Below are 21,416 nucleotides of genomic sequence, written 5' to 3' on the forward strand. Positions count from 1 at the left end.
ACATGAACACAGAAACATCGCATCAGTCCGACCCTCTCCGCCGCGCGCGCCTTCGCTGGCGTGCTCGGCGGGGCCTGCTGGAAAACGATCTGATCTTTGAACGTTTTTTCAGCCGATATGAGCATGACCTCAGCGATGCCGATGTAGGCGCACTTACTCGCCTTCTCGAGCTGAGCGATAACGACCTGATGGACTTGCTGCTTGTGCGCAAGGAACCGGAAGGCGAACTTGCCGACCCGGATGTGATCCGGGTGCTGGAGCTGTTGCGGAATGCCTGAGCGCCGCTAACGTCTAGAGCGCCGCTTCTCCGTCGTTCCCAGGCGTGCAATTATCGAAACCCTGTTTCCATACTTCGATTGAGGATGTGCTATGACCCCGTCAGATGTTAAAGCCACGCTATCGTTCAGCGACAATTCGCCGAGCGTTGAAATGCCGATTTACAAGGGCACTCTCGGCCCGGACGTGATCGACATCCGCAAACTGTACGGTCAGACCGGCAAGTTCACGTACGACCCGGGCTTCATGTCGACGGCGGCTTGCAATTCGGCGATCACCTACATCGACGGCGACAAGGGCGAGCTGCTGTATCGCGGCTACCCGATCGACAACCTCGCGCAAAACGCCGACTTCCTCGAAACCTGCTATCTGCTGCTGAAGGGCGAACTGCCGAACGCGCAGCAGAAAGACGAGTTCGTGAACACCGTCACGAAGCACACGATGGTGCACGAGCAGATGCACTTCTTCTTCCGTGGCTTCCGTCGCGACGCGCACCCGATGGCGATTCTGGTCGCCGCAGTCGGCGCGCTGTCGGCGTTCTATCACGACTCGCTCGACATCAACAATCCGCGTCACCGTGAAGTGTCGGCCATTCGCATGATCGCGAAGCTGCCGACGCTGGTCGCGATGGCGTACAAGTACAGCATCGGCCAGCCGTTTGCGTACCCGAAGAACGACCTGTCGTACAGCGCGAACTTCATGCACATGATGTTCTCGAACCCGTGCGAAGAGTACAAGGTCAACGACGTGCTGGTGCGCGCTCTGGACCGTATCCTGATCCTGCACGCGGACCACGAACAGAATGCGTCGACGTCGACGGTGCGTCTTGCCGGTTCGTCGGGTGCGAATCCGTTCGCGTGTATCGCAGCGGGTATCGCGTGTCTGTGGGGCCCGGCGCACGGCGGCGCGAACGAAGCCGCACTGAACATGCTGGAAGAGATCGGCTCGGTCGACAACATCCCTGAGTTCATCAAGCAGGTGAAGGACAAGAACTCGGGCGTGAAGCTGATGGGCTTCGGTCACCGCGTCTACAAGAACTACGATCCGCGTGCGAAGCTGATGCGCGAAACGTGCCACGAAGTGCTGGAAGAGCTGGGCCTGCACGACGACCCGCTGTTCAAGCTGGCCATGGCGCTGGAAAAGATCGCGCTGGAAGACGAATACTTCGTGTCGCGCAAGCTGTACCCGAACGTCGACTTCTACTCGGGCATCGTGCAGCGCGCGCTGGGCATCCCGACGTCGATGTTCACGTGCATCTTCGCGATGGCACGTACGGTCGGCTGGATTGCACAGTGGAACGAAATGATTGCCGATCCGGAACAGAAGATTGGCCGTCCGCGTCAGCTGTTCATCGGCGACACGCAGCGTGAAGCAAAGCCGATCGCGCAACGTTGATCGATTTTGACTCTGTGTGGCTCGTGGTGCTGGATTGATCATGAGCTACGCAGAATTCTTGCTTGATGCATCCGTCAATGTTTGGTGTTCGCACGACACGTCTCAACGGTCCCGGCGCTAGCCGGGAGCGCTTTTCTAGTTGATCTTTCCTCGCTTTCCCGTTTCTTACCCTGCGCAGGCAAATAGCTCCTGGTCTGCAAGGTGACGATTCCCCGGCAATGGTCTAGGCCGTGAAATTCTTAAGTATCAAGTTTCCACGTCACGCGGTATTGAACAGTTCCGGGTACTTGTCGGCAATGTTCGGATCCTGGAAATCAATTACGTGATCCAGGCCCTTCTTCGTCCTGTTTTATCGAGCTGATATCTAATAAGCATTGAATGCATCTACTTAAACGTTTGCAGGCTAACGCGACCTTGCGATACCGCACGCTTGTAGTAGCCAAAGTAACGCAAGACGTTTAATGTCTATGTTCAGAAAAGTGTCAGGCGTATTGATTACTAAATCCTGTCAAAAAATAATCGAATAAACACGGGTGATCAATAAAGACGATCGTTCGCCACTTCATTAGAACCGGGGTTTCAAATGGTGACTGCAAAAGATAATCGAGGGCATTTAATCAGTGAACCAACCGCGGAGCAATTGGAGATACTGAGGGCGGAGCTGAGACAGCTCGAGGAAGCGGACCCAAAGAAGTTTTCATTCGGTCACGTCATCGTGCCGCGCTCCGGCATCTGGCAAAACGAGTTGGTGTCCGCGTTTGCCTTGGGGCGAGCGCAGTGCGAGAGCGCTTCGCGCTATTTGCGTAATCCAAAGCGTGAGCTGCTGTTTGCAATTGCTCAGAACGATACGCCGAACGCGTGGGCAATTTCTTGTGGCGAATTCGATGCCGTACTTATCACATCCGGATTCTGGCTCAAGCTACGCAAGCGCGCGGCGTGGTTGGTGGAAGCAATGCGGGTTCGCGCGATTAAACAGGCGTTGCCGAAAGATTCCTTCCAGGCATCATTCCTGAACGATTTCGCCAATGGCTTGCAGGGACGTTTGCGGCAGTTGCATATGATCCTCGTGCAGACCGCGACGAACTATATCCTCGGCCATGAGTTCGGGCACCTCGCGTCGGGGCATCTGGTTTTCGCAACTGCGAGCGAGTCGGCGGTGGACAAGCATGGCTTTCACGCAATCGACAGCGCTGCCGAGGGTCTGTCTAAAAGCTCGATGCACCAGGCGATGGAACTGGACGCCGACGTGCAGGGTATGGCATGGGCCAAGAATATGATTGCCACTGCGCGGCCTTCGGACGAGAGCGAAGGCGTTCAGGGTACAGGCGCGCTCCTGCGATGGATTCAAGCCGATCCTCTGCGCGTTAATTTCGTGTCGCTCACCGGCGCGCTCCTCGCTTTCGGGACTTTGGGCGCGAAGGGCTTTTCGATCGGCGCACTCTACAAGGAGCGCAGCCATCCTCCCACGAGCCTGCGGGCGAAACTGCTCGTCGATACGCAAACCATCGCAACAAACGCGGCAAGGCCGGATTTAGCCGAGCGGAACAGTGCTTATGCCAAAGAGGCTTTGCTTGCCGCCGGGCTTGGCGTCGCGTATGAGTTCATGAACAAGTTGGACAAGAATCATCCGGAATCTGCGCAGGTCAGGACGTATCTGGAGCAAGCGGATTTCGACGACCTTGCCGAGACCACGGTCGAGGAAATGGGGCTTGCGGCGCCGACCCCGAAGCGCAGACGAATGCTCGACTATTACGTTACGGCTCTCGCGCTCCGCTGGCAGGCGCTGTCGCCACAATGTGCGCCGCGAGCTCGGTGGCAGCCTGGCTATACGACGCCTTGGACCACGATCAATCTGCGCCAGAATCGGCGCTGACGCGTGCTTGTCGTTGTCGCGTGATCGCATGAAGGTGCGATCGCGTTACGACGATCAATCTGCAAACTTCCTACCTACCCGTTCAGACCAATGCGAAGCGTAAATTCCACGTGGGAGATGCACTCACATTTGTTTCAATTTCCGTGCACGTGCGGCGGCGAGTTTCAGGTAGACCGCTTTCAGATACTGGGTACCCAGCCCATGACGGAGCGGGCGCGGATCAGGTGCGAGCAATGCGAAACAGTGCGTGAGGAGGACTTCGAAATCAGCGCAGCGCTGACCAGCGATGCAGCCTTCGGCCCACTGCTCGCGCGGCGGTGGCCGGCGGCGGCCGGCAAACCTTATCCGATGGCAGAGCAAAAGCTGCCCCGCATGGACGAGCAACATGAGTTCAAGACGTTTGAAATCAACGGACGGTGGCAGGTCATCGGTGCGCGCTCGGGCTCCATGGGGTCCGCGTATCTGTGCGTCGACAAAGCCGGACTATGGCCGACGGTAGTCTGCAAGCGTCCTCTTTCGCCACGGGACCGCGAGTCGCATCTGAGAGAGTGTCAGCTCCTGATCAGCCTTACGTGGCGCGCGGGCGTGTCTAGCGCGCACGTTGTCGAAGTCATCGACATCGACTCCAACTTTCCGGGCAGTCCGAATATCGTGCTGGAGGCTGTATTGCCCGGCCCGAGCGGTTGCATGACGGTGGCCGACTGGATCGAGCACGAATTGGTGACAGACGTCCTTGCGTCCGCATGGATCGATCATATTGCAACCGCGCTGCTTCACTGCAGAGAGATCGTGCCGGGCTTCGTCCACGCCGATCTCAAGCCGGACAACATTCTGGTTGCGCCAGGTTATATCTGCAAGATCGCGGACTTCGGGCTGTCGGGCTGGCAGGATAGTCCCGGTGTGGCCGGCGCGCCGCTGTACAGGGCGCCTGAGCTATGGGCAGAGACACTGGAGCCGTCGACTGAATCGGATGTCTATAGTCTCGGCTGCATCGCCTACGAGCTTTTGACGGGACAGCATCCGTTCGCGCAGCATCGCGATACGGAGAGCCTCGCTCATGCGCATGCCAAAGAAACGCCGGCGCCGCATGCTCTTGTGCCGCAGATCGTGTACGACTGTCTGTCGAAGAAGCCGGCTGAGCGTCCATCGCTGGAGAGCCTGGCGACTCATTTCAACGATCGCAGTACCCGACGCAAGCTGCGCAAGAATGGCCGCGGCGGCGCCGTCAACGGCGCTGCCGCGCTGATCAGCCTCGGCATGCCTGAGCTTGCGCTGGAGGTTCTCGAGAAGATCGGCGGCGCGGAGGACAGCGTGTTGCTGAACCGGGCCGTTGCGCTCTCCCAGTTGCACCGGTTCGATGAGGCCGATGAGCTTTATCAGAAGCTGATCGCGTCGGGCAAGGTGGGCGCCATTGCGCAGCACGCCGCCAACCTGCACCGACAGGGCAGGTCCAGTGAAGCGTTGGCATTGCTGGAGCCGTTGCTCGCCAAGGGTGACGCGAGCCTTGGTGCGCTGGTAACGGCGTCTGCCGCGCTCAACGATCTCAACCGGCACGAAGAAGCGCTGACCATGGTGGATAAAGCCAGGCAAATGGACCCTGGACACACTGCCGTGCTGTTTCAGAGGGCTTACACCTTGTTGAAGCTGCGCCGCTGTTCTGCTGCGAAACTCGCCGTTGGGCAACTCGTTGCACTGACCGGCCCGACGGCGTATGTCGACGCGCTTCACGAGCAGGGCCGGCAGATCTGTCCGAAGCTGTTTCCTGCCTGACGCGCGGAGCCGTTGTCGCAAATCGCTCGTATGGTAGTGTCGATACAGGTATCGCCAGTACCACCCAACTCCATGTTTTTTATCGGTTTTTCCGCTGTTAGAGGCTCCCGGCGCGAGGTTCTGCGTGGCATAATCAACCGACACAGTCAGCCCGCAGTTCATTACTACCCCGCATACCATGGCACAGACTCTCTACGACAAATTGTGGAACACCCACGTGATCCACACGGAAGAAGACGGTACGACGATTCTCTATATCGACCGTCACCTGCTGCACGAAGTCACCAGTCCTCAGGCGTTCGAAGGCCTGAAGCTCGCTGAGCGTCCGGTGTGGCGTATCAGCGCGAATCTGGCAGTGTCGGACCACAACGTCCCCACCACGGATCGCAGCCACGGCATTGCCGACCCGGTCTCGAAGCTGCAGGTCGACACGCTCGACACGAATTGCGACGCCTACGGCATCACGCAGTTCAAGATGAACGATCTGCGCCAGGGCATCGTGCACATCATCGGGCCGGAGCAGGGCGCTACGCTGCCGGGCATGACGATCGTCTGCGGCGATTCGCACACGTCTACGCACGGTGCGTTCGGCGCGCTCGCGCACGGCATCGGCACGTCGGAAGTCGAGCACGTGCTGGCCACGCAAACGCTCTTGCAGAAGAAAAGCAAGAACATGCTGGTGAAGGTCGAAGGCCCGTTGCCGCGCGGTTGTACCGCGAAAGACATCGTGCTCGCGATCATCGGCAAAATCGGCACGGCCGGCGGCACCGGCTACGCGATCGAGTTCGGCGGTTCGACGATTCGCTCGCTGTCCATGGAAGGCCGCATGACGGTCTGCAACATGGCGATCGAAGGCGGCGCGCGCGCCGGCATGGTCGCGGTCGACGATACGACCATCGACTACCTGAAGGGCCGTCCGTTCTCGCCGCAGGGCGTCGAATGGGATCATGCGGTCGAGTACTGGAAGCAGTTCAAGTCGGACGAAGGCGCGCATTTCGACCGCGTGGTCGAGCTGAACGCCGCCGAGATCGTGCCGCAAGTCACGTGGGGCACGTCGCCGGAAATGGTCACCGCCGTGGACGGCCGCGTGCCGGATCCGGAGCGCGAGAAAGACCCGGTCAAGCGCGACGCGATGGAGCGCGCGTTGAAATACATGGCGCTCGAACCGAATGCGCCGATCGAGTCGATCAAGCCGGACAAGATCTTCATCGGCTCGTGCACGAACGCGCGCATCGAAGACATTCGCGCCGCGGCTTATGTCGTCAAGAAGCTCGGCCGCCGCGTCGCGCCGAACATCCGTCTCGCGATGGTCGTGCCGGGCTCGGGTCTCGTGAAGGCGCAAGCGGAGCGCGAAGGTCTGGACAAGGTCTTTACCGACGCCGGTTTTGAATGGCGTGAGCCGGGTTGCTCGATGTGCCTCGCAATGAATGCCGACCGGCTGGATCCGGGCGAACGTTGCGCGTCCACGTCGAATCGTAATTTCGAAGGCCGTCAGGGCGCCGGTGGCCGCACGCACCTCGTGAGTCCGGCGATGGCGGCGGCTGCGGCGATCGAAGGGCATTTCGTCGATATTCGCAAGCTCGGATAAATCGCTTCGGTCATTCGGTCACATTCGGTCAATAGGCGGTTTTTGATTTTTGCCGGCAGTGCGCGGCGCGGCTTTCACGCTGTCACGCGCATCGCCCGGTCTTGAGACAGGCGCAAGCGTCATGGATAAATTCATCGTACACACCGGCGTCGTGGCGCCGCTCGATCGCGAGAACGTCGACACGGACGCGATCATTCCGAAGCAGTTCCTGAAGTCGATCAAACGCACGGGTTTCGGTCCGAACGCGTTCGACGAATGGCGTTACCTCGACCACGGCGAGCCGGGTCAGGACAACTCGAAGCGTCCGCTGAATCCGGACTTCGTGTTGAATCAGCCGCGTTATCAGGGCGCCTCGGTGCTGCTGGCGCGCAAGAACTTCGGTTGCGGCAGCTCGCGCGAGCACGCACCCTGGGCGTTGCAGCAATACGGCTTCCGCGCGATCATCGCGTCGAGCTTCGCCGACATTTTCTACAACAACTGCTTCAAGAACGGGCTGTTGCCAATCGTTCTGACCGAGCAGCAAGTCGATCACCTGTTCAACGAAACGTACGCGTTCAACGGCTTCAAACTGACGATCGATCTGGAAGCGCAAGTCGTGCGCACGTCGGACGGCGGCACCGAGTATCCGTTCGAAGTCGCAGGTTTCCGCAAGTACTGCCTGCTGAACGGTTTCGACGATATCGGCCTCACGCTGCGTCACGCTGACAAGATTCGCCAGTTCGAAGCCGAGCGGATCACGAAGCAGCCGTGGCTCGCGCACCGCATCGTCGGTTAAGCGCTGGCGGCTGATACCGCTGCTGGTTCAAAGCTCAAACGTCTCGAAGAAAGAAACCATCAAGGAATTCGCATGAAGATCGCAGTCTTGCCGGGCGACGGCATCGGTCCCGAAATCGTTAAAGAGGCCGTCAAGGTCCTGAACGTGCTGGGCGAAAAGTTCGAACTCGAAGAAGCGCCGGTCGGCGGCGCGGGCTACGAAGCGAAAGGCCATCCGCTGCCCGATTCGACGCTGGCGCTGGCGAAGGAAGCCGACGCGATTCTGTTCGGCGCCGTTGGCGACTGGAAATACGACAGCCTCGAACGCGCGCTGCGTCCGGAGCAGGCGATTCTCGGTCTGCGCAAGCACCTGCAACTGTTCGCGAATTTCCGTCCGGCGATCTGCTATCCGCAACTGACGGGCGCTTCGTCGCTGAAAGAAGAAATCGTTTCGGGTCTCGACATCCTGATCGTGCGCGAACTGAACGGCGACATCTACTTCGGCGCGCCGCGCGGCGTGCGTTCGTCGCCTGACGGTCTGTTCGAAGGCGCGAAGGAAGGCTTCGACACGATGCGTTATTCGGAACCGGAAGTGCGGCGCATCGCGCACGTCGCGTTTCAGGCCGCGCAAAAGCGCCAGAAGAAGCTGACGAGCGTGGACAAAGCCAACGTGCTCGAAACGTCGCAATTCTGGCGTGACGTGATGATCGACGTGTCGAAGGAATACGCGGACGTCGAGCTGTCGCACATGTACGTCGACAATGCCGCGATGCAATTGGTGAAGGCGCCCAAGGCGTTCGACGTGGTCGTCACCGGCAACATGTTCGGCGACATTCTGTCCGACGAAGCCGCGATGCTCACCGGCTCGATCGGCATGCTGCCCTCTGCTTCGCTCGACAAGAACAACAAGGGTTTGTACGAGCCGTCGCACGGTTCCGCGCCGGATATCGCCGGCAAGGGCGTCGCCAATCCGCTGGCCACGATCCTGTCGGCCGCGATGATGCTGCGTTACTCGCTGAACAGGGCGGAACAGGCCGATCGGATCGAAAACGCGGTGAAAAAGGTGCTGGAACAGGGTTTCCGCACGGGCGACATCCTCACGCCGGGTTGCAAGCTGGTCGGCACGGTGGCGATGGGCGATGCCGTCGTCGCGGCGCTTTAAGGCGCTTTGACTGACAGGTAGGATCGGTTGAGCATTCGGGTGTCAAACCGCCTGAAAGCTGCCTTTAAAACGCGAATTGGCCTTCAAACAGGCCGATTCGCGCGTAATATGGACGATCGCGGCGCGCGTTGACGTCGCCGGATTCCGGTTTTCGTGTATATTGTCGCGATGGCGCACACAGCTCAAATCTCCACGATTTCGAAACTGCTCGGCAAAACGGCCCGTGTGGTTGCGCTCGCCATTACCACCAAAACGATTACCCCGAAAACGATCACGAAACGCTGATCGTCCGTCGTGCCCGCTTATCTTCCCCGCGCGGTCACTGCGGGCAAAGTGCGGGGAAGTTTCCATTCGAAGGGTATGAAGTCATGAACGTAGGTCTCGTAGGTTGGCGCGGCATGGTCGGCAGCGTCCTGATGCAACGTATGCAGCAGGAAGGCGATTTCGATCTTATCGAACCGGTGTTTTTCAGCACCAGCAATGCGGGCGGCAACGCGCCGTCGTTCGCCAAAAACGAGACCAAGCTCAAAGATGCGACAAGCATCGAAGACCTGAAGAAGTGCGACGCGATCATCTCGTGCCAGGGCGGCGATTACACGAACGACGTGTTCCCGAAGCTGCGCGCGGCCGGCTGGAACGGCTACTGGATCGACGCGGCTTCGTCGCTGCGTATGAAGGACGACGCGGTCATCATCCTCGATCCGGTCAACCTCGACGTGATCAAGAACGCGCTGGTCAAAGGCCAGAAGAACTTCATCGGCGGCAATTGCACGGTCAGCCTGATGCTGATGGCGCTCGGCGGCCTGTTCCGCGAAAACCTCATCGACTGGATGACGGCCATGACGTATCAGGCCGCTTCGGGCGCGGGCGCGCAGAACATGCGTGAGCTGCTGCAACAAATGGGCACGCTGTACGGCGCGGCGAAGGAAGACCTGGCTGATCCGTCGTCGGCGATTCTCGATATCGACCGTCGCGTGCTGGCCGCAATGAACAGCGACCGCATGCCGACCGACAATTTCGGCGTGCCGCTCGCCGGCTCGCTGATTCCGTGGATCGACAAGGATCTCGGCAATGGCGTGTCGAAGGAAGAGTGGAAGGGCGGCGCGGAAACCAACAAGATTCTCGGCAAGCCGGCTATGGGCGCGCCGGGTTCGATTCCGGTCGACGGCCTCTGCGTGCGGATCGGCGCAATGCGCTGCCACTCGCAGGCGTTGACGATCAAGCTGAAAAAAGACGTGCCGCTGGACGAAGTGAACAGCATCCTCGCGTCGGGCAACGACTGGGTCAAGGTCGTGCCGAACGAGCGCGAAGCGTCGATGCGCGATTTGTCCCCGGCGGTGGTCACGGGCACGCTGACTGTGCCGGTCGGCCGGGTGCGCAAGCTGGCGATGGGCGGCGAATATCTGTCGGCCTTCACGGTCGGCGATCAGCTGTTGTGGGGTGCGGCCGAACCGTTGCGTCGCATGCTGCGCATTCTGCTCGACAAGTAAAGTAAACTACGCGATTACGACGCGTAGAAAACTCAAAAGCGTCGCGAGTCTCGCGACGCTTTTTTCATTGTGTGCCCCGAATATCTTGTCTTTTTCCAACCGCAAACAAGGGCTGCGCGCTGACGCGCCAGGAGTCCCGATGAACCTTCGACTCTCGTCCCTTCGGGCTACGTTCATGCATCGAGCCACCGGCCGCCTGACGGCCGCGGCGGCGCTGGCTTTCGCGCTGGCCGCTGTGAGCGCCGGCAATGCGATTGCCGCGCCGGGCGATGCCGCGAGCGCCCCGGATGGCGCCGCCGTTTCCTATGCCGCCGGCAGTCAGATCACGGTGAAGCCAGGGCAATCGTTGAACGACATCGCGATCGCGGTGACGCAATCGCACGACCGGGCGACGCTCGCACGCGCTTCGCGCGCGATGTTCGACGCGAACCCGAATGCCTTCATGAATCACGATCCGAGCCGGTTGCGCATGGGCGCAGCGTTGACGGTGCCGGCGCTGGATGCAACCGGTGCGGCGGCGAGTGCTGGTTCGACGCCAGTTGTTGCGACGTCGTCCGCGGTGGCCGGTTCGGCGCCTGTTGTCGCGGCGGCTGTGCCGGTGTCCACGCCGAATGCGGCGGTGGCGGGCGGCGTGGCGAGCAGTGTGGCGCAGGTCAATGCGGCTGCGGCTAGTGCAGCGAGTGCAGCAAGTGCAGCAAGTGCAGCGGCCGCAGCGTCGGCGACGCCTGCTGTGGCCGGAACGGCCAGCGCGGCGGCCGAGGCCGCACCGGTGGTGCCGGGCAGCGCGGTTTCGTCGGCATCGGCGCCCGTGGCGGGTTCGCAGGCAGCGGCGCCTGCCAGCGGCACGCATGAATGGTCAGGGTCGATTCAATCGTCCGCCAGTGAGGCCGGGCAAGGCGCGTCGGCGTCTGCTGGAACCGCCGCGGCGACGGCATCGCAAGCACGTGTGCAGGTGTCCAGCCTCCAGCAGTTGCTCGCGCTGAAAAATCGCGTGTTGATGGAATTGCAGAAGCACGGCATCGGCGGATCGGCTCCTGTTTCCGCTGCGGCAGTTGCGACCAGCGGTGCTCAGGCCGCGGTGGGCGCTTCGTCTGCGGCGGCTGTGTCGGGCCAGCCGGGCGCGGCGACATCCACGGCGAACGCAACTGGGATGTCGGAGACTAGCCTCAGTGTGGCGGCGGCGATCGGTGCGGCGCTGGTTGTGCTGCTGGCGGCGCTGCGGATGGGGCGTCGCAAGCGTGCGGCGGCGGCTGCCGCTGCGGCAGCCGAGGGGAGTCTGGCTCGCGATGCGGCGCTTGCCGCAGCCAACGCGTCTGCCGCGCAGGACGTCATGACGACGCGTGAGGCGTCTCCTGTTGACGGCGTGACCGACGTAAGCGATGAGGTGGCCGTGCGGCATGCGGCAACTGAGCGCGAGGCGGCGGAAAACGATGCAGCGCGCGTGACCGATGAGGCGAGCGTGCGGCATGCGGCCACTGAGCATGACGCGACGTATAGCGACGCAGCGACGCGTGAAACGGCGGAACGCCAAGCGGAGCTTCGCGTCGCGGCGGAACGTGCGGCGGCGGAGCACACAGAGGCAGAGCGCGCAGCAGCCGAACGGGCAGCGGCCGAACACGCAGAGCGCGCAGCGCCAGACCAATCGCTAGCAGGCAGCACATCCGCACATGACACCACCACAGCCGAGGCGGTCGATCACCCATCCGAACAGTCGGCTTTCCCCGCACCTGATCAGCAAGCATCGCAGGATCACGCCGCCGCAAGCGCCCACGACGACGCGCCGCATTCAAACCCGGACACCACCGAGCCCCCCCACACCGCTGCCGAAGCCGAACCGCTTCCCGCGGAGCATCACGAAAACCTCGAAGTCGCCACGACGGCCGCGAGCCTCGCAGCCGCCGCCGAACTCGGTGCCGACGCGTTGCCGCTGACGTCCCTCGAACCGGTCGAAGAAACGTTCGAGCACGAAGAGCCGCAGCACCTCCAATGGGACGACGAGCCGGCACCGTCTGCGGAACCGGCCGAGCCTCACCATGAATACGCACCGCCGCCGATCCCGGTCGAGCAAACGCAGCATGCCCCGAAAGCGCCCACTGAATTCCCGCGCGATGCCCTCGACGCGTTCAACAGCCTCGATATGCCGCTGCCGCCGCGAATCGAATCGGATGACGACCTGATCGGCTTGCCGCCTTTGACCACGCATCCCGTTGCGTCGCCGGAAAACACCGCACGACAAGCCGTCGCACCGCACGATCCGCAAGACGCCCCGCACATCGCCGATGAAATCGCTGCCGGAACCGCTGGCGCCGCCGCTGTCGCGGGCCTCGGCGCGGCCGGCTTCGGCGCACTGAAGCTCGATTTCGACCTCGAGTTGCCGCCGAGCCCAGCGCAGCCGTTACCGGCCTTCACGCAAGCCGATCTCGGACGCATCGCGCGCAACAAGCTGGATCTGGCCGCCGAATACATCGATCTCGGCGATCTGGCCGGCGCGCGCACGCTCATCAACGAAGTGATCGAGGCGAACGATCCCGCCACGCGCACCGAAGCCCGCGCGTTGCTGTCGACGCTAGCGCCTTTGTCGTGAAGCGCATTGCGTTAGGGATTCAGTACGACGGTTCGGCATTCTGCGGCTGGCAGTCGCAGCCGCACGGCAACACCGTGCAGGACGAACTCGAACGGGCGTTGCGCGAATTCGCGCAAACGCCGGTGCAGACCGTGGTTGCCGGTCGCACGGATACGGGCGTGCACGGCCTGGGCCAGGTGGTGCATTTCGACACCGAACTCGATCGCGCGGATAGTTCATGGGTTCGCGGCACCAATGCGTTTTTGCCGAAGACGGTCGCCGTGCAGTGGGCCAAGCCGATGCCCGACGAATTCCACGCGCGCTTCGCGGCGTTCGAGCGTACTTATTACTATGTGCTGTACGTCAATCCGACACGCTCACCGATGCTGGCGACGCGCGCCGGCTGGGTTCACACGCGGCTCGATGTCGACGCAATGCGCGCCGCAGTGCCCTGTCTGCTCGGCGAGCACGACTTTTCGGCGTTTCGTTCGTCGCAATGTCAGGCGAAGACGCCGGTCAAACATCTGTACCAGATCGATATACGGCAGCAGGGCGACTTCATCCACTTCCGTTTTCGGGCCAACGCGTTTTTGCATCACATGGTGCGCAACCTGATGGGCTGTCTGGTCGACATCGGCCGCGGACGGCACCCGGTCGAGTGGATGGCCGAGGTTCTCGCCAGCGGCAGCCGCGAACGCGCCGCGCCGACGTTCATGCCGGACGGGTTGTATCTCGCGCAGGTGGGCTATCCTGAGCACTTCGCCGTGCCCACGCCGCAAATTGGCAGCGTGCCGTGGAGCACCGTATGGACCGAGCAGGCACAAACATGAAATCGACAGAAAACCCCGCGAACGACACCGTTGCCGGCGCGCCTTCCCAAGTCGTGCCGCACCGCACGCGCATCAAGTTGTGCGGCTTGTCGAAACCCGAAGACGTCGCCCACGCGATCGATCTCGGCGCCGACGCGATCGGCCTCGTGTTCTATCCGCCGAGCCCGCGCTCGGTGAGCGTCGCGCAGGCTGTCGAACTGGTGCACGACGTGCCGCCGTTCGTGTCGGTGGTCGGGCTGTTCGTCAATGCCACACCCGACTGGATTCGCGAAGTCGCCAGCAATGTCGGGCTCACGCTGCTGCAATTCCACGGCGACGAGACGCCGGCGCAATGCGAATCGCTCGCGAGCTTTGCGGGTTTGCCTTGGTTGCGCGCGCTGCGCATCGCAGCGGATACTCAACCGGCCGATTTGGTAAAATCGGCTCTTAACTATTCAGCAGCCAGCGGCCTCCTGTTCGACACCCATGTCGAAGGCTACGGCGGCGGCGGGAAGGTTTTCGATTGGTCACTTATTCCAGCAGAGCTCGCGCATCGGGCCGTTTTGAGTGGTGGGTTGAACGCGCAAAACGTCAATGATGCGATCCGTCGCGTGCACCCGTACGCGGTCGATGTCTCGAGCGGCATCGAAGTGCCGGGTGCCAAGGGCGTGAAAGATCACGCCCGGATGGCGGCGTTCGTACGCGCAGTGCGCGCAGCGGACGCCGAATGATTCTGGTGGCGCGGTTCTTCAAATGAGAGCCGGGCCCCATACTGAGAAGAGTGGTCATCATGTATAACTTGCCTGACGAAAGGGGCCATTTCGGCCAATTTGGCGGTGTGTTCGTCGCTGAAACGCTGGTTCATGCACTCGACGAGCTGCGTGCCGCGTACGAGAAATTTCAAAAAGACCCGGAATTCGTCGCCGAATATGAGCGCGAATTGAAGTACTTCGTGGGTCGTCCGTCGCCTATTTATCACGCGCAACGCTGGAGCGAAATGCTCGGCGGCGCGCAGATCTTCCTCAAGCGCGAAGATCTGAATCACACCGGCGCGCACAAGATCAACAACGTGATCGGGCAGGCGTTGCTCGCGAAGCGCATGGGTAAGCCGCGTGTGATCGCGGAAACCGGCGCGGGCCAGCACGGTGTTGCTACTGCGACCATTGCCGCGCGTTTCGGCATGGAATGCGTGGTCTACATGGGTTCCGAAGACGTGCGCCGCCAGGCCGCCAACGTCTACCGGATGAAGCTGCTCGGCGCGACGGTCGTACCGGTCGAGTCTGGCTCGCGCACGCTGAAGGACGCGCTCAACGAAGCCATGCGCGATTGGGTGACGAACGTCGAGAACACGTTCTACATCATTGGGACGGTGGCCGGTCCGCATCCGTATCCGATGATGGTCCGCGATTTCCAGCGGGTGATCGGCGATGAGTGCAAGGTGCAGATGCCCGAACTGGTGGGTCGTCAGCCGGATGCGGTGATTGCGTGCGTTGGCGGCGGTTCGAATGCGATGGGCATTTTTTACCCGTATATCGACGACAAATCGGTGCAGTTGATCGGCGTGGAAGCCGCTGGCGACGGCCTCGACTCGGGCCGTCATGCAGCTTCGCTGATCGGTGGAAGCCCCGGCGTGCTGCACGGCAACCGCACGTACCTGCTGCAGGACGAAAACGGCCAGATCATCGAGACGCATTCGGTGTCGGCCGGCCTGGATTATCCGGGTGTCGGCCCTGAGCATGCATGGTTAAAAGACAGCAACCGCGCGCAATACGTCGGCATCACCGACGAAGAAGCACTGAAAGCGTTCCACGACTGCTGTCGCATCGAAGGCATCATTCCGGCTCTGGAATCCAGCCACGCGCTGGCCTACGGCGCCAAGCTCGCGCAGACGTTGCCGAAGGACAAAGTCCTTCTGGTCAACCTGTCGGGGCGCGGCGACAAGGACATGCACACGGTCGCCGAGCGATCGGGCATTCAGTTCTGAGCGCCGCGACGATGCGCGACGAGTTCGACGAGCTGCAACCGGCAACTGAAGCCAATCCGGCCGCGGTACCTGCATCGTTGTTACCGCAGGTGCCGGCCGGTATCCAGCTGTTGAACCGCGATTTTCTGACCGATGTGTCGAATATTCCCGACGGGTCGATCGACCTGATCCTATGCGATCCGCCGTATGGGCTCGGCAAGGATTATGGCAACGACTCCGACATGCGTACCGGCGACGATTTTCTCGCCTGGACGCGTGGCTGGCTCGAGCTGGCTATTCCGAAGCTCAAGCCGTCGGGTTCGCTCTACATTTTCTGCACCTGGCAGTACGCACCGGAAATCTTCAGCTTCCTGAAGACAAAACTCACGATGATCAACGAAATCATCTGGGACCGGCGGGTGCCGAGCATGGGCGGAACGGTGCGCCGATTTACGTCGGTGCACGACAACATCGGTTTTTTCGCGGTGTCGAAAGATTATTTTTTCGATCTCGATCCCGTCCGCATCCCGTACGATGCCGCCACGAAGAAGGCGCGTTCGCGTAAATTGTTCGAAGGCAGTAAGTGGCTGGAAATCGGCTATAACCCGAAAGACGTCTGGTCGGTTTCGCGGCTGCATCGGCAACACGCCGAACGCGTCGCGCATCCTACACAGAAGCCTCTGGAGATCGTCGAGCGGATGGTGCTGGCAAGTTGTCCCAAGGGCGGGCGCGTGCTCGACCCGTTCATGGGCAGCGGCACGACCGCAGTCGCTTGCGCGCGTCAGCAGCGCGAATTCGTCGGCTATGAAATCAATGAAAGTTACTGCGCGATAGCGCGCGAACGCGTCAGCGCGGCTGCCACCGCGCCCGCTGTCGTTCGTAAAACTCGCAAGCGTGCCGTCAAAGCCGAGCCGCAAACCGAGCCGCAATAAGCGCGCTGTAGCTAAAAATCGAGAATATCCATGTCACGTATCAAGAACACGTTCGACGCGCTGTCCGCCCAAGGCAGAAAAGGCCTGATTCCGTTCATGACGGCCGGTGATCCCGATCCGGCGCGCACCGTCGAATTCATGCATGCGCTCGCCGCCGGCGGCGCGGATGTCATCGAACTCGGCGTGCCGTTTTCCGATCCGATGGCCGACGGCCCGGTGATCCAGCAGTCGTCCGAGCGGGCGTTGGCGCACGGCGTGTCGCTGCGTCACGTGCTCGCGGATGTGAAGCGCTTTCGCGAAACCGACGACAAGACGCCCGTCGTGCTGATGGGCTACGCCAATCCGATCGAGCGCATGGGCACTGAGGCGTTTGCCAAGGCGGCGAATGAGGCCGGCGTGGACGGTGTGCTGGTTGTCGATTACCCGCCGGAAGAGTGTGTTAATTTCGCTCAACAGATGCGATCTTCCGGCATCGATCCGATTTTCCTGCTCGCGCCCACGTCGACCGACGAGCGTATCGCGGAAGTCGGCAAAATCGCCAGCGGTTACGTCTACTATGTGTCGCTGAAAGGGGTGACCGGAGCGGCAAATCTGGACGTTTCCAGCATCGCGAGTAAAATCCCGGCCATCAAGTCGCGCGTACCCCTGCCGGTGGGCGTCGGTTTCGGCATCCGTGACGCGCAAACGGCGCGTGCAGTCGCCGAGATTTCAGATGCCGTCGTGATCGGTAGCCGTATCGTGCAATTGCTCGAACAGGCGGCCCCCGAAACCGCCGCCGAGACGCTCACGCGCTTCATCGCCGAAGTCCGCGAAGCGCTCGATAGCGTCGCGACTGCCCGATAACAGTAATTTTTTGTCTCCTGTAGTGTGAGCGGCGGGTTCGTCCCGCCGTTTGCGTAACCGGTTGACCCAGAAGGATTCAATATGAGCTGGCTCGATAAGCTGCTGCCGCCGAAAATCAAACAAACCGACCCGAAGAACCGCAAGGGGATTCCGGAAGGCCTGTGGATCAAGTGCCCGTCTTGCGAAGCGGTGCTGTACCGCAACGACGTCGAGGCCAATCTGCATGTTTGCCCGAAGTGCGACCATCACATGCGCATCGGCGCACGTGAGCGGCTCGACGGCCTGCTCGATCCGGAAGGCCGCTACGAAATCGGCCAGGAAATCGTCCCGGTCGACGCGCTCAAATTCAAGGACAGCCGCAAGTATCCGGACCGCCTGAAAGAGGCCATGGACGACACCGACGAGACCGACGCAATGGTCGTGATGGGCGGTGCGATCCACACGCTGCCGGTGGTGGTGGCGTGCTTCGAGTTCTCGTTCATGGGCGGCTCGATGGGCTCGGTGGTCGGCGAACGTTTTGCTCGCGGTGCGCAGAACGCGCTCGAACAGAAAGTGCCGTTCATCTGCTTCACCGCTTCGGGCGGCGCGCGGATGCAGGAAAGCCTGTTGTCGCTGATGCAGATGGCGAAGACCACGGCGATGCTGACCAGGCTCGCCGAGGCCAAACTGCCGTTCATCTCCGTGCTGACCGATCCGACCATGGGCGGCGTGTCGGCCAGTTTTGCCTTCCTCGGCGACGTGGTGATCGCGGAACCGAAGGCGCTGATAGGCTTTGCCGGCCCGCGCGTGATCGAACAAACCGTGCGTGAGAAGCTGCCGGAAGGCTTCCAGCGCGCGGAGTTCCTGTTGACGAAGGGCGCGGTCGACATGATCGTCGACCGTCGCAAGCTGCGTGAGGAAATCGCGCAACTGATGGCGCTGTTGAGCCATCAACCGGCGGACGCCGTCGCCTGAAACCGCTATCAATCCGCGCCGCGCTTATTCATCTGATTCGCGCGGCCGGGCGCCGCCGGCCATATGCAATCAGCGCGGCGGTCATCATCAAATAAAAGCAGCGCGCCGCGAGAGTGATCAAGCGGCGCGCTGTCATTTCCGGGATAATCTCGGTCTCGCAACGCAGCCCCATTCTCTCGATGACCACATTCCCGACCCTCGATGCGTGGCTTACGCATCTCGAATCCGCGCATCCTGTTGGCATCGACATGGGTTTGGAGCGCATCTCCAAGGTACGTGACGCAATGCAGTTGTCGTTCGCCTGCCCGGTGATTACCGTGGGCGGCACGAACGGCAAAGGCTCGACCTGCGCGATCCTCGAGTCGATCCTGTTGCGCGCGGGGTATACGGTCGGCTGTCATACGTCGCCGCACCTGCTGACGTTCAATGAACGCGCGCGGGTCAACGGCGAAGTGGCGAGCGACGCCGATCTGTTGCCGCACTTCAAGGCTGTCGAAGCGGCGCGCCTGAGTCTCCCCGAACCGATCTCGCTGACCTATTTCGAATTCACGACGCTGGCGATCATGAGCCTGTTCGCGTCGCGTGGTCTGGATGCGGTGATTCTGGAAGTCGGCCTGGGCGGCCGGCTGGACGCGATCAATATTGTCGATACCGACTGCGCGATCATCACCAGCATCGATATCGACCACACCGAATATCTCGGCGACACGCGCGAGAAAATCGGCTTCGAAAAGGCCGGTATTTTCCGTGCTGGAAAGCCGGCGATCTGCGCCGACCCGGTGCCGCCACAAAGCCTGATCGATCACGCGGAAAAGATCGGTGCCGAATTGTGGCTGTTCGGCCGTGACTTCCGCTATGAAGGTCAGGCGGGCAGTGAACGTCAGCAGTGGAACTACATCGGCCCGACAATGCGCCGTTCGGCGCTCGCCTATCCGGCGCTGCGCGGCGCGAATCAGCTGATCAATACGTCGGCTGCGCTGGCCGGGCTCGAAGCATTGCGCGACCGTCTGCCGGTGTCTGCGCAGGATATTCGCCTCGGTCTCGCCAATGTCGAACTGGCAGGGCGTTTCCAGGTGCTGCCCGGCAAGCCGTCGGTCGTGCTCGACGTCGGCCACAATCCGCACGCCGCGGCGGTGCTGACGCAAAATCTCGGCAATATGGGCTTTTTCCCGTACACGTACGCAGTGTTCGGCGCGATGCGCGACAAGGACATTGCGGGCGTTATCGCGCATCTGAAAGGCGAAATCGATCACTGGTGCGTGACCGATCTGCCGATCGCACGTGCGGCATCGGCGCAAGAACTCGAAGCGGTTTTGCGCGAGCAGGGTGTCACCGAGGGCAACGACAGCAGCGTGACGCGCTACGCAACACCGGCAGAGGCATTCCAAGACGCGCTAAAACGAGCGTCAGAGAATGATAGAATTGTGGTTTTCGGCAGTTTCTATACGGTAGCTGGCGTAATGGCCTACCGTAAATCGCAGCAACACTGAACGGGCGCCAGGCTCGAACCAAGCGATTCATGGGAATTTTCTCGTTCGGCAAGAAAGACGACGCACCTACCCGGCGCGGCGCAAACACCAGTTCCACACGTGCTTCCCGTGCCGAGCGCGGCGGCGAGCGCGTGGAGCGGCGAACCCGCCGCACGGAGCGCACCGTGGATGCCGATGCGATGCTGCTCGACCCCACGTTGCCGGAAAAGCAGCGTGCGCGGCGCCGGCTGGTTGGTGCGATCGCGCTGGTGGCCGCCGCTGTGGTGATCCTGCCGATGGTGCTGGATTCGCACCCGAAGCCCGTTACCGACGACATTTCCATCGATATCCCAAACCGGCCCGCGCCGAAGATCGCCAAGACCGACGAAGACACGCAGGCCGGCGTAGCACCTGATAATCCGACTTCACCCGACGCGGCACTCGCCGCCTCCAGCCTTGCGCCGACAACGGCAGCCAAGCTTGGCCAGTCCGGTGCGGCTAAACAGCAAAACCCGCAGCAAACCACGCAGCAAAGCGCGGACACGACAACCGCAGCGCCCGCGGCCAAGCCGGCGGCAAAACCTCAGGCACCGGCCATCGCGGCAAATACGGCGCCGGCAACTCCGGCGACGTCCGCGCCGGCCAAACCCGCGGCCAAAGCACCCGCCACGCACAGCGCGGCAACCTCGCCGGCTCCGGGCACGGACAGCACGAACGCCACCGCCGCCAGCGCGGACGCGAATTCCGGCACGCCGGCTTCGCCGCCGGGCAGCCGTTTCGCCGTGCAGCTCGGCGCGTTCGCGAACGACGCCAACGCACGGACCTGGGCCGCCAAGTTGAAAGCGGCGGGCGTGCCCGCATATACCGAACATCGGAAGCAGGCAGACGGATCGACGCTCACGCTATTGCGCGCCGGCCCGTTCGCGGACCGGGCAGCGGCCAGCGCCGCGATTGCAAAGGTTCGCGAGGCCGGTTTGACGTCCGGTGCGAACAGCGGCGCCGCACAGTAAGCGAGCGATGTTCACGGCCTTCGACTACGCTGTAATGGCGGTGATCGGTTTGTCGGCGTTGCGCGGCACATGGCGCGGCTTCCTGTCCGAGGTATTCGGGCTGATCGGCTGGATTGCGGCGTTTTTCATTGCCTGCCGCTTCGTCGGTTATGTCGTGCCGTTGATCCCGTCCACGTGGCCGGGCGGCGCGTTGACCCAGTGGCTGCTGGCGTTCGCGCTGGTGGTGATCGGTGTGGTGCTGGTAGCGAGCGTGCTGAATGCGCTGCTGAGCCGCATCGTGCAGGCGACCGGCTTGAGCGGTGTCGACCGTTCGCTCGGTCTGATGTTCGGCCTCGTACGCGGGGTCATACTGGTGCTGATTCTGGTCGCCCTCGCTGGCCTGACCGAACTGCCCCAACAGGAATTCTGGCGCAACGCCTTGCTGCGGCCCTATGCGGTCGAGGGCGTGCACGTAATGAAACCGCTGCTTCCCGAGACGCTCGCTGCCTACGTCCGTGTGTGACGATCTGGTGAACCGTTAGAGGAACGCAGCAGGACTCCGGCGCAATCCGGTTGCCTCGCAATAC

At 61.8% G+C, this 21,416-nt stretch carries 19 protein-coding genes; 18 read left to right on the forward strand and 1 reads right to left on the reverse strand.

Annotated elements, in window-relative coordinates:
- Positions 1 to 2: 2 nt before the first annotated feature.
- The 7 genes from PQQ51_RS06850 (at position 3) to leuB (ending at position 8,817) form a co-directional block, all read left to right on the forward strand.
- Positions 3 to 278: an FAD assembly factor SdhE gene (locus tag PQQ51_RS06850; RefSeq protein WP_074289032.1), complete on the forward strand. Its 276-nt coding sequence runs from the start codon at positions 3 to 5 to the stop codon at positions 276 to 278.
- Between the two features lie 91 nt (positions 279 to 369).
- Positions 370 to 1,671, forward strand: a complete 1,302-nt coding sequence (gltA, locus tag PQQ51_RS06855) for a citrate synthase (protein WP_028196113.1) — start codon at positions 370 to 372, stop codon at positions 1,669 to 1,671.
- A gap of 583 nt (positions 1,672 to 2,254) precedes the next feature.
- Positions 2,255 to 3,544 carry a hypothetical protein gene (locus PQQ51_RS06860; protein WP_408495910.1) on the forward strand — a complete coding sequence of 430 codons (1,290 nt, stop codon included), beginning with the start codon at positions 2,255 to 2,257 and terminating at the stop codon, positions 3,542 to 3,544.
- 243 nt (positions 3,545 to 3,787) lie between these two features.
- Positions 3,788 to 5,314, forward strand: a complete 1,527-nt coding sequence (locus PQQ51_RS06865) for a protein kinase family protein (RefSeq protein ID WP_408495912.1) — start codon at positions 3,788 to 3,790, stop codon at positions 5,312 to 5,314.
- A 178-nt stretch (positions 5,315 to 5,492) separates the two neighbouring features.
- Positions 5,493 to 6,902 (forward strand): 3-isopropylmalate dehydratase large subunit, encoded by a 1,410-nt coding sequence (gene leuC, locus PQQ51_RS06870; protein ID WP_408495913.1) that lies wholly within the window; start codon positions 5,493 to 5,495, stop codon positions 6,900 to 6,902.
- Positions 6,903 to 7,023: 121 nt separating this feature from the next.
- The gene (gene leuD / locus PQQ51_RS06875; RefSeq protein ID WP_408495915.1) at positions 7,024 to 7,677 is read left to right on the forward strand and encodes a 3-isopropylmalate dehydratase small subunit; all 654 of its coding nucleotides are present in this window, start codon (positions 7,024 to 7,026) and stop codon (positions 7,675 to 7,677) included.
- A 72-nt stretch (positions 7,678 to 7,749) separates the two neighbouring features.
- Entirely contained in the window at positions 7,750 to 8,817 is a 1,068-nt protein-coding gene (gene leuB, locus PQQ51_RS06880) for a 3-isopropylmalate dehydrogenase (RefSeq protein ID WP_408495917.1), read from the forward strand.
- Positions 8,818 to 8,859: 42 nt separating this feature from the next.
- Here leuB and PQQ51_RS06885 read toward each other — a convergent pair whose 3' ends face one another.
- Entirely contained in the window at positions 8,860 to 9,168 is a 309-nt protein-coding gene (locus tag PQQ51_RS06885) for a hypothetical protein (protein WP_408495919.1), read from the reverse strand.
- Between the two features lie 17 nt (positions 9,169 to 9,185).
- Between PQQ51_RS06885 and asd the strand changes: the two genes are divergently transcribed.
- From asd to PQQ51_RS06940, 11 genes are all read left to right on the forward strand, one after another.
- Positions 9,186 to 10,307: an aspartate-semialdehyde dehydrogenase gene (asd, locus tag PQQ51_RS06890; RefSeq protein ID WP_408495921.1), complete on the forward strand. Its 1,122-nt coding sequence runs from the start codon at positions 9,186 to 9,188 to the stop codon at positions 10,305 to 10,307.
- Between the two features lie 139 nt (positions 10,308 to 10,446).
- The gene (locus tag PQQ51_RS06895; protein ID WP_408495922.1) at positions 10,447 to 12,891 is read left to right on the forward strand and encodes a motility hub landmark protein FimV; all 2,445 of its coding nucleotides are present in this window, start codon (positions 10,447 to 10,449) and stop codon (positions 12,889 to 12,891) included.
- On the forward strand, positions 12,888 to 13,700 hold the full coding sequence (gene truA / locus PQQ51_RS06900) for a tRNA pseudouridine(38-40) synthase TruA (RefSeq protein ID WP_408495923.1): 813 nt from the start codon (positions 12,888 to 12,890) through the stop codon (positions 13,698 to 13,700). Before PQQ51_RS06895 ends, truA begins: the two co-directional genes overlap by 4 nt.
- Positions 13,697 to 14,410 carry a phosphoribosylanthranilate isomerase gene (locus PQQ51_RS06905; RefSeq protein WP_408495925.1) on the forward strand — a complete coding sequence of 238 codons (714 nt, stop codon included), beginning with the start codon at positions 13,697 to 13,699 and terminating at the stop codon, positions 14,408 to 14,410. Before truA ends, PQQ51_RS06905 begins: the two co-directional genes overlap by 4 nt.
- A gap of 59 nt (positions 14,411 to 14,469) precedes the next feature.
- Positions 14,470 to 15,663: a tryptophan synthase subunit beta gene (gene trpB, locus PQQ51_RS06910; RefSeq protein ID WP_408495927.1), complete on the forward strand. Its 1,194-nt coding sequence runs from the start codon at positions 14,470 to 14,472 to the stop codon at positions 15,661 to 15,663.
- 11 nt (positions 15,664 to 15,674) lie between these two features.
- Positions 15,675 to 16,574, forward strand: a complete 900-nt coding sequence (locus tag PQQ51_RS06915; protein WP_408495929.1) for a DNA-methyltransferase — start codon at positions 15,675 to 15,677, stop codon at positions 16,572 to 16,574.
- Between the two features lie 30 nt (positions 16,575 to 16,604).
- Positions 16,605 to 17,417, forward strand: coding sequence for a tryptophan synthase subunit alpha (trpA, locus tag PQQ51_RS06920; protein ID WP_408495931.1), 813 nt, complete (start codon positions 16,605 to 16,607; stop codon positions 17,415 to 17,417).
- Positions 17,418 to 17,498: 81 nt separating this feature from the next.
- Positions 17,499 to 18,371 carry an acetyl-CoA carboxylase, carboxyltransferase subunit beta gene (accD, locus tag PQQ51_RS06925; RefSeq protein WP_035561032.1) on the forward strand — a complete coding sequence of 291 codons (873 nt, stop codon included), beginning with the start codon at positions 17,499 to 17,501 and terminating at the stop codon, positions 18,369 to 18,371.
- A 179-nt stretch (positions 18,372 to 18,550) separates the two neighbouring features.
- On the forward strand, positions 18,551 to 19,861 hold the full coding sequence (gene folC, locus PQQ51_RS06930; RefSeq protein WP_408495934.1) for a bifunctional tetrahydrofolate synthase/dihydrofolate synthase: 1,311 nt from the start codon (positions 18,551 to 18,553) through the stop codon (positions 19,859 to 19,861).
- A 29-nt stretch (positions 19,862 to 19,890) separates the two neighbouring features.
- Entirely contained in the window at positions 19,891 to 20,850 is a 960-nt protein-coding gene (locus PQQ51_RS06935) for an SPOR domain-containing protein (RefSeq protein ID WP_408495936.1), read from the forward strand.
- A 7-nt stretch (positions 20,851 to 20,857) separates the two neighbouring features.
- A complete protein-coding gene (locus PQQ51_RS06940) occupies positions 20,858 to 21,352 on the forward strand; it encodes a CvpA family protein (RefSeq protein WP_408495938.1) in 495 nt (164 codons plus the stop codon).
- The last annotated feature ends 64 nt before the right edge of the window (positions 21,353 to 21,416 follow it).

This window comes from Paraburkholderia xenovorans, from assembly GCF_046030735.1.
Classification (GTDB): domain Bacteria; phylum Pseudomonadota; class Gammaproteobacteria; order Burkholderiales; family Burkholderiaceae; genus Paraburkholderia; species Paraburkholderia xenovorans_A.

What these genes read in the sequence shown, in the direction of transcription:
- PQQ51_RS06850 (WP_074289032.1), top strand. Translation starts at nt 3, where the DNA reads ATGAACACAGAAACATCGCATCAGTCCGACCCTCTCCGCCGCGCGCGC.
- gltA (WP_028196113.1), top strand. Translation starts at nt 370, where the DNA reads ATGACCCCGTCAGATGTTAAAGCCACGCTATCGTTCAGCGACAATTCG.
- PQQ51_RS06860 (WP_408495910.1), top strand. Translation starts at nt 2,255, where the DNA reads ATGGTGACTGCAAAAGATAATCGAGGGCATTTAATCAGTGAACCAACC.
- leuC (WP_408495913.1), top strand. Translation starts at nt 5,493, where the DNA reads ATGGCACAGACTCTCTACGACAAATTGTGGAACACCCACGTGATCCAC.
- leuD (WP_408495915.1), top strand. Translation starts at nt 7,024, where the DNA reads ATGGATAAATTCATCGTACACACCGGCGTCGTGGCGCCGCTCGATCGC.
- leuB (WP_408495917.1), top strand. Translation starts at nt 7,750, where the DNA reads ATGAAGATCGCAGTCTTGCCGGGCGACGGCATCGGTCCCGAAATCGTT.
- PQQ51_RS06885 (WP_408495919.1), bottom strand. Translation starts at nt 9,168, where the DNA reads ATGGAAACTTCCCCGCACTTTGCCCGCAGTGACCGCGCGGGGAAGATA.
- asd (WP_408495921.1), top strand. Translation starts at nt 9,186, where the DNA reads ATGAACGTAGGTCTCGTAGGTTGGCGCGGCATGGTCGGCAGCGTCCTG.
- PQQ51_RS06895 (WP_408495922.1), top strand. Translation starts at nt 10,447, where the DNA reads ATGAACCTTCGACTCTCGTCCCTTCGGGCTACGTTCATGCATCGAGCC.
- PQQ51_RS06905 (WP_408495925.1), top strand. Translation starts at nt 13,697, where the DNA reads ATGAAATCGACAGAAAACCCCGCGAACGACACCGTTGCCGGCGCGCCT.
- trpB (WP_408495927.1), top strand. Translation starts at nt 14,470, where the DNA reads ATGTATAACTTGCCTGACGAAAGGGGCCATTTCGGCCAATTTGGCGGT.
- PQQ51_RS06915 (WP_408495929.1), top strand. Translation starts at nt 15,675, where the DNA reads ATGCGCGACGAGTTCGACGAGCTGCAACCGGCAACTGAAGCCAATCCG.
- trpA (WP_408495931.1), top strand. Translation starts at nt 16,605, where the DNA reads ATGTCACGTATCAAGAACACGTTCGACGCGCTGTCCGCCCAAGGCAGA.
- accD (WP_035561032.1), top strand. Translation starts at nt 17,499, where the DNA reads ATGAGCTGGCTCGATAAGCTGCTGCCGCCGAAAATCAAACAAACCGAC.
- folC (WP_408495934.1), top strand. Translation starts at nt 18,551, where the DNA reads ATGACCACATTCCCGACCCTCGATGCGTGGCTTACGCATCTCGAATCC.
- PQQ51_RS06935 (WP_408495936.1), top strand. Translation starts at nt 19,891, where the DNA reads ATGGGAATTTTCTCGTTCGGCAAGAAAGACGACGCACCTACCCGGCGC.
- PQQ51_RS06940 (WP_408495938.1), top strand. Translation starts at nt 20,858, where the DNA reads ATGTTCACGGCCTTCGACTACGCTGTAATGGCGGTGATCGGTTTGTCG.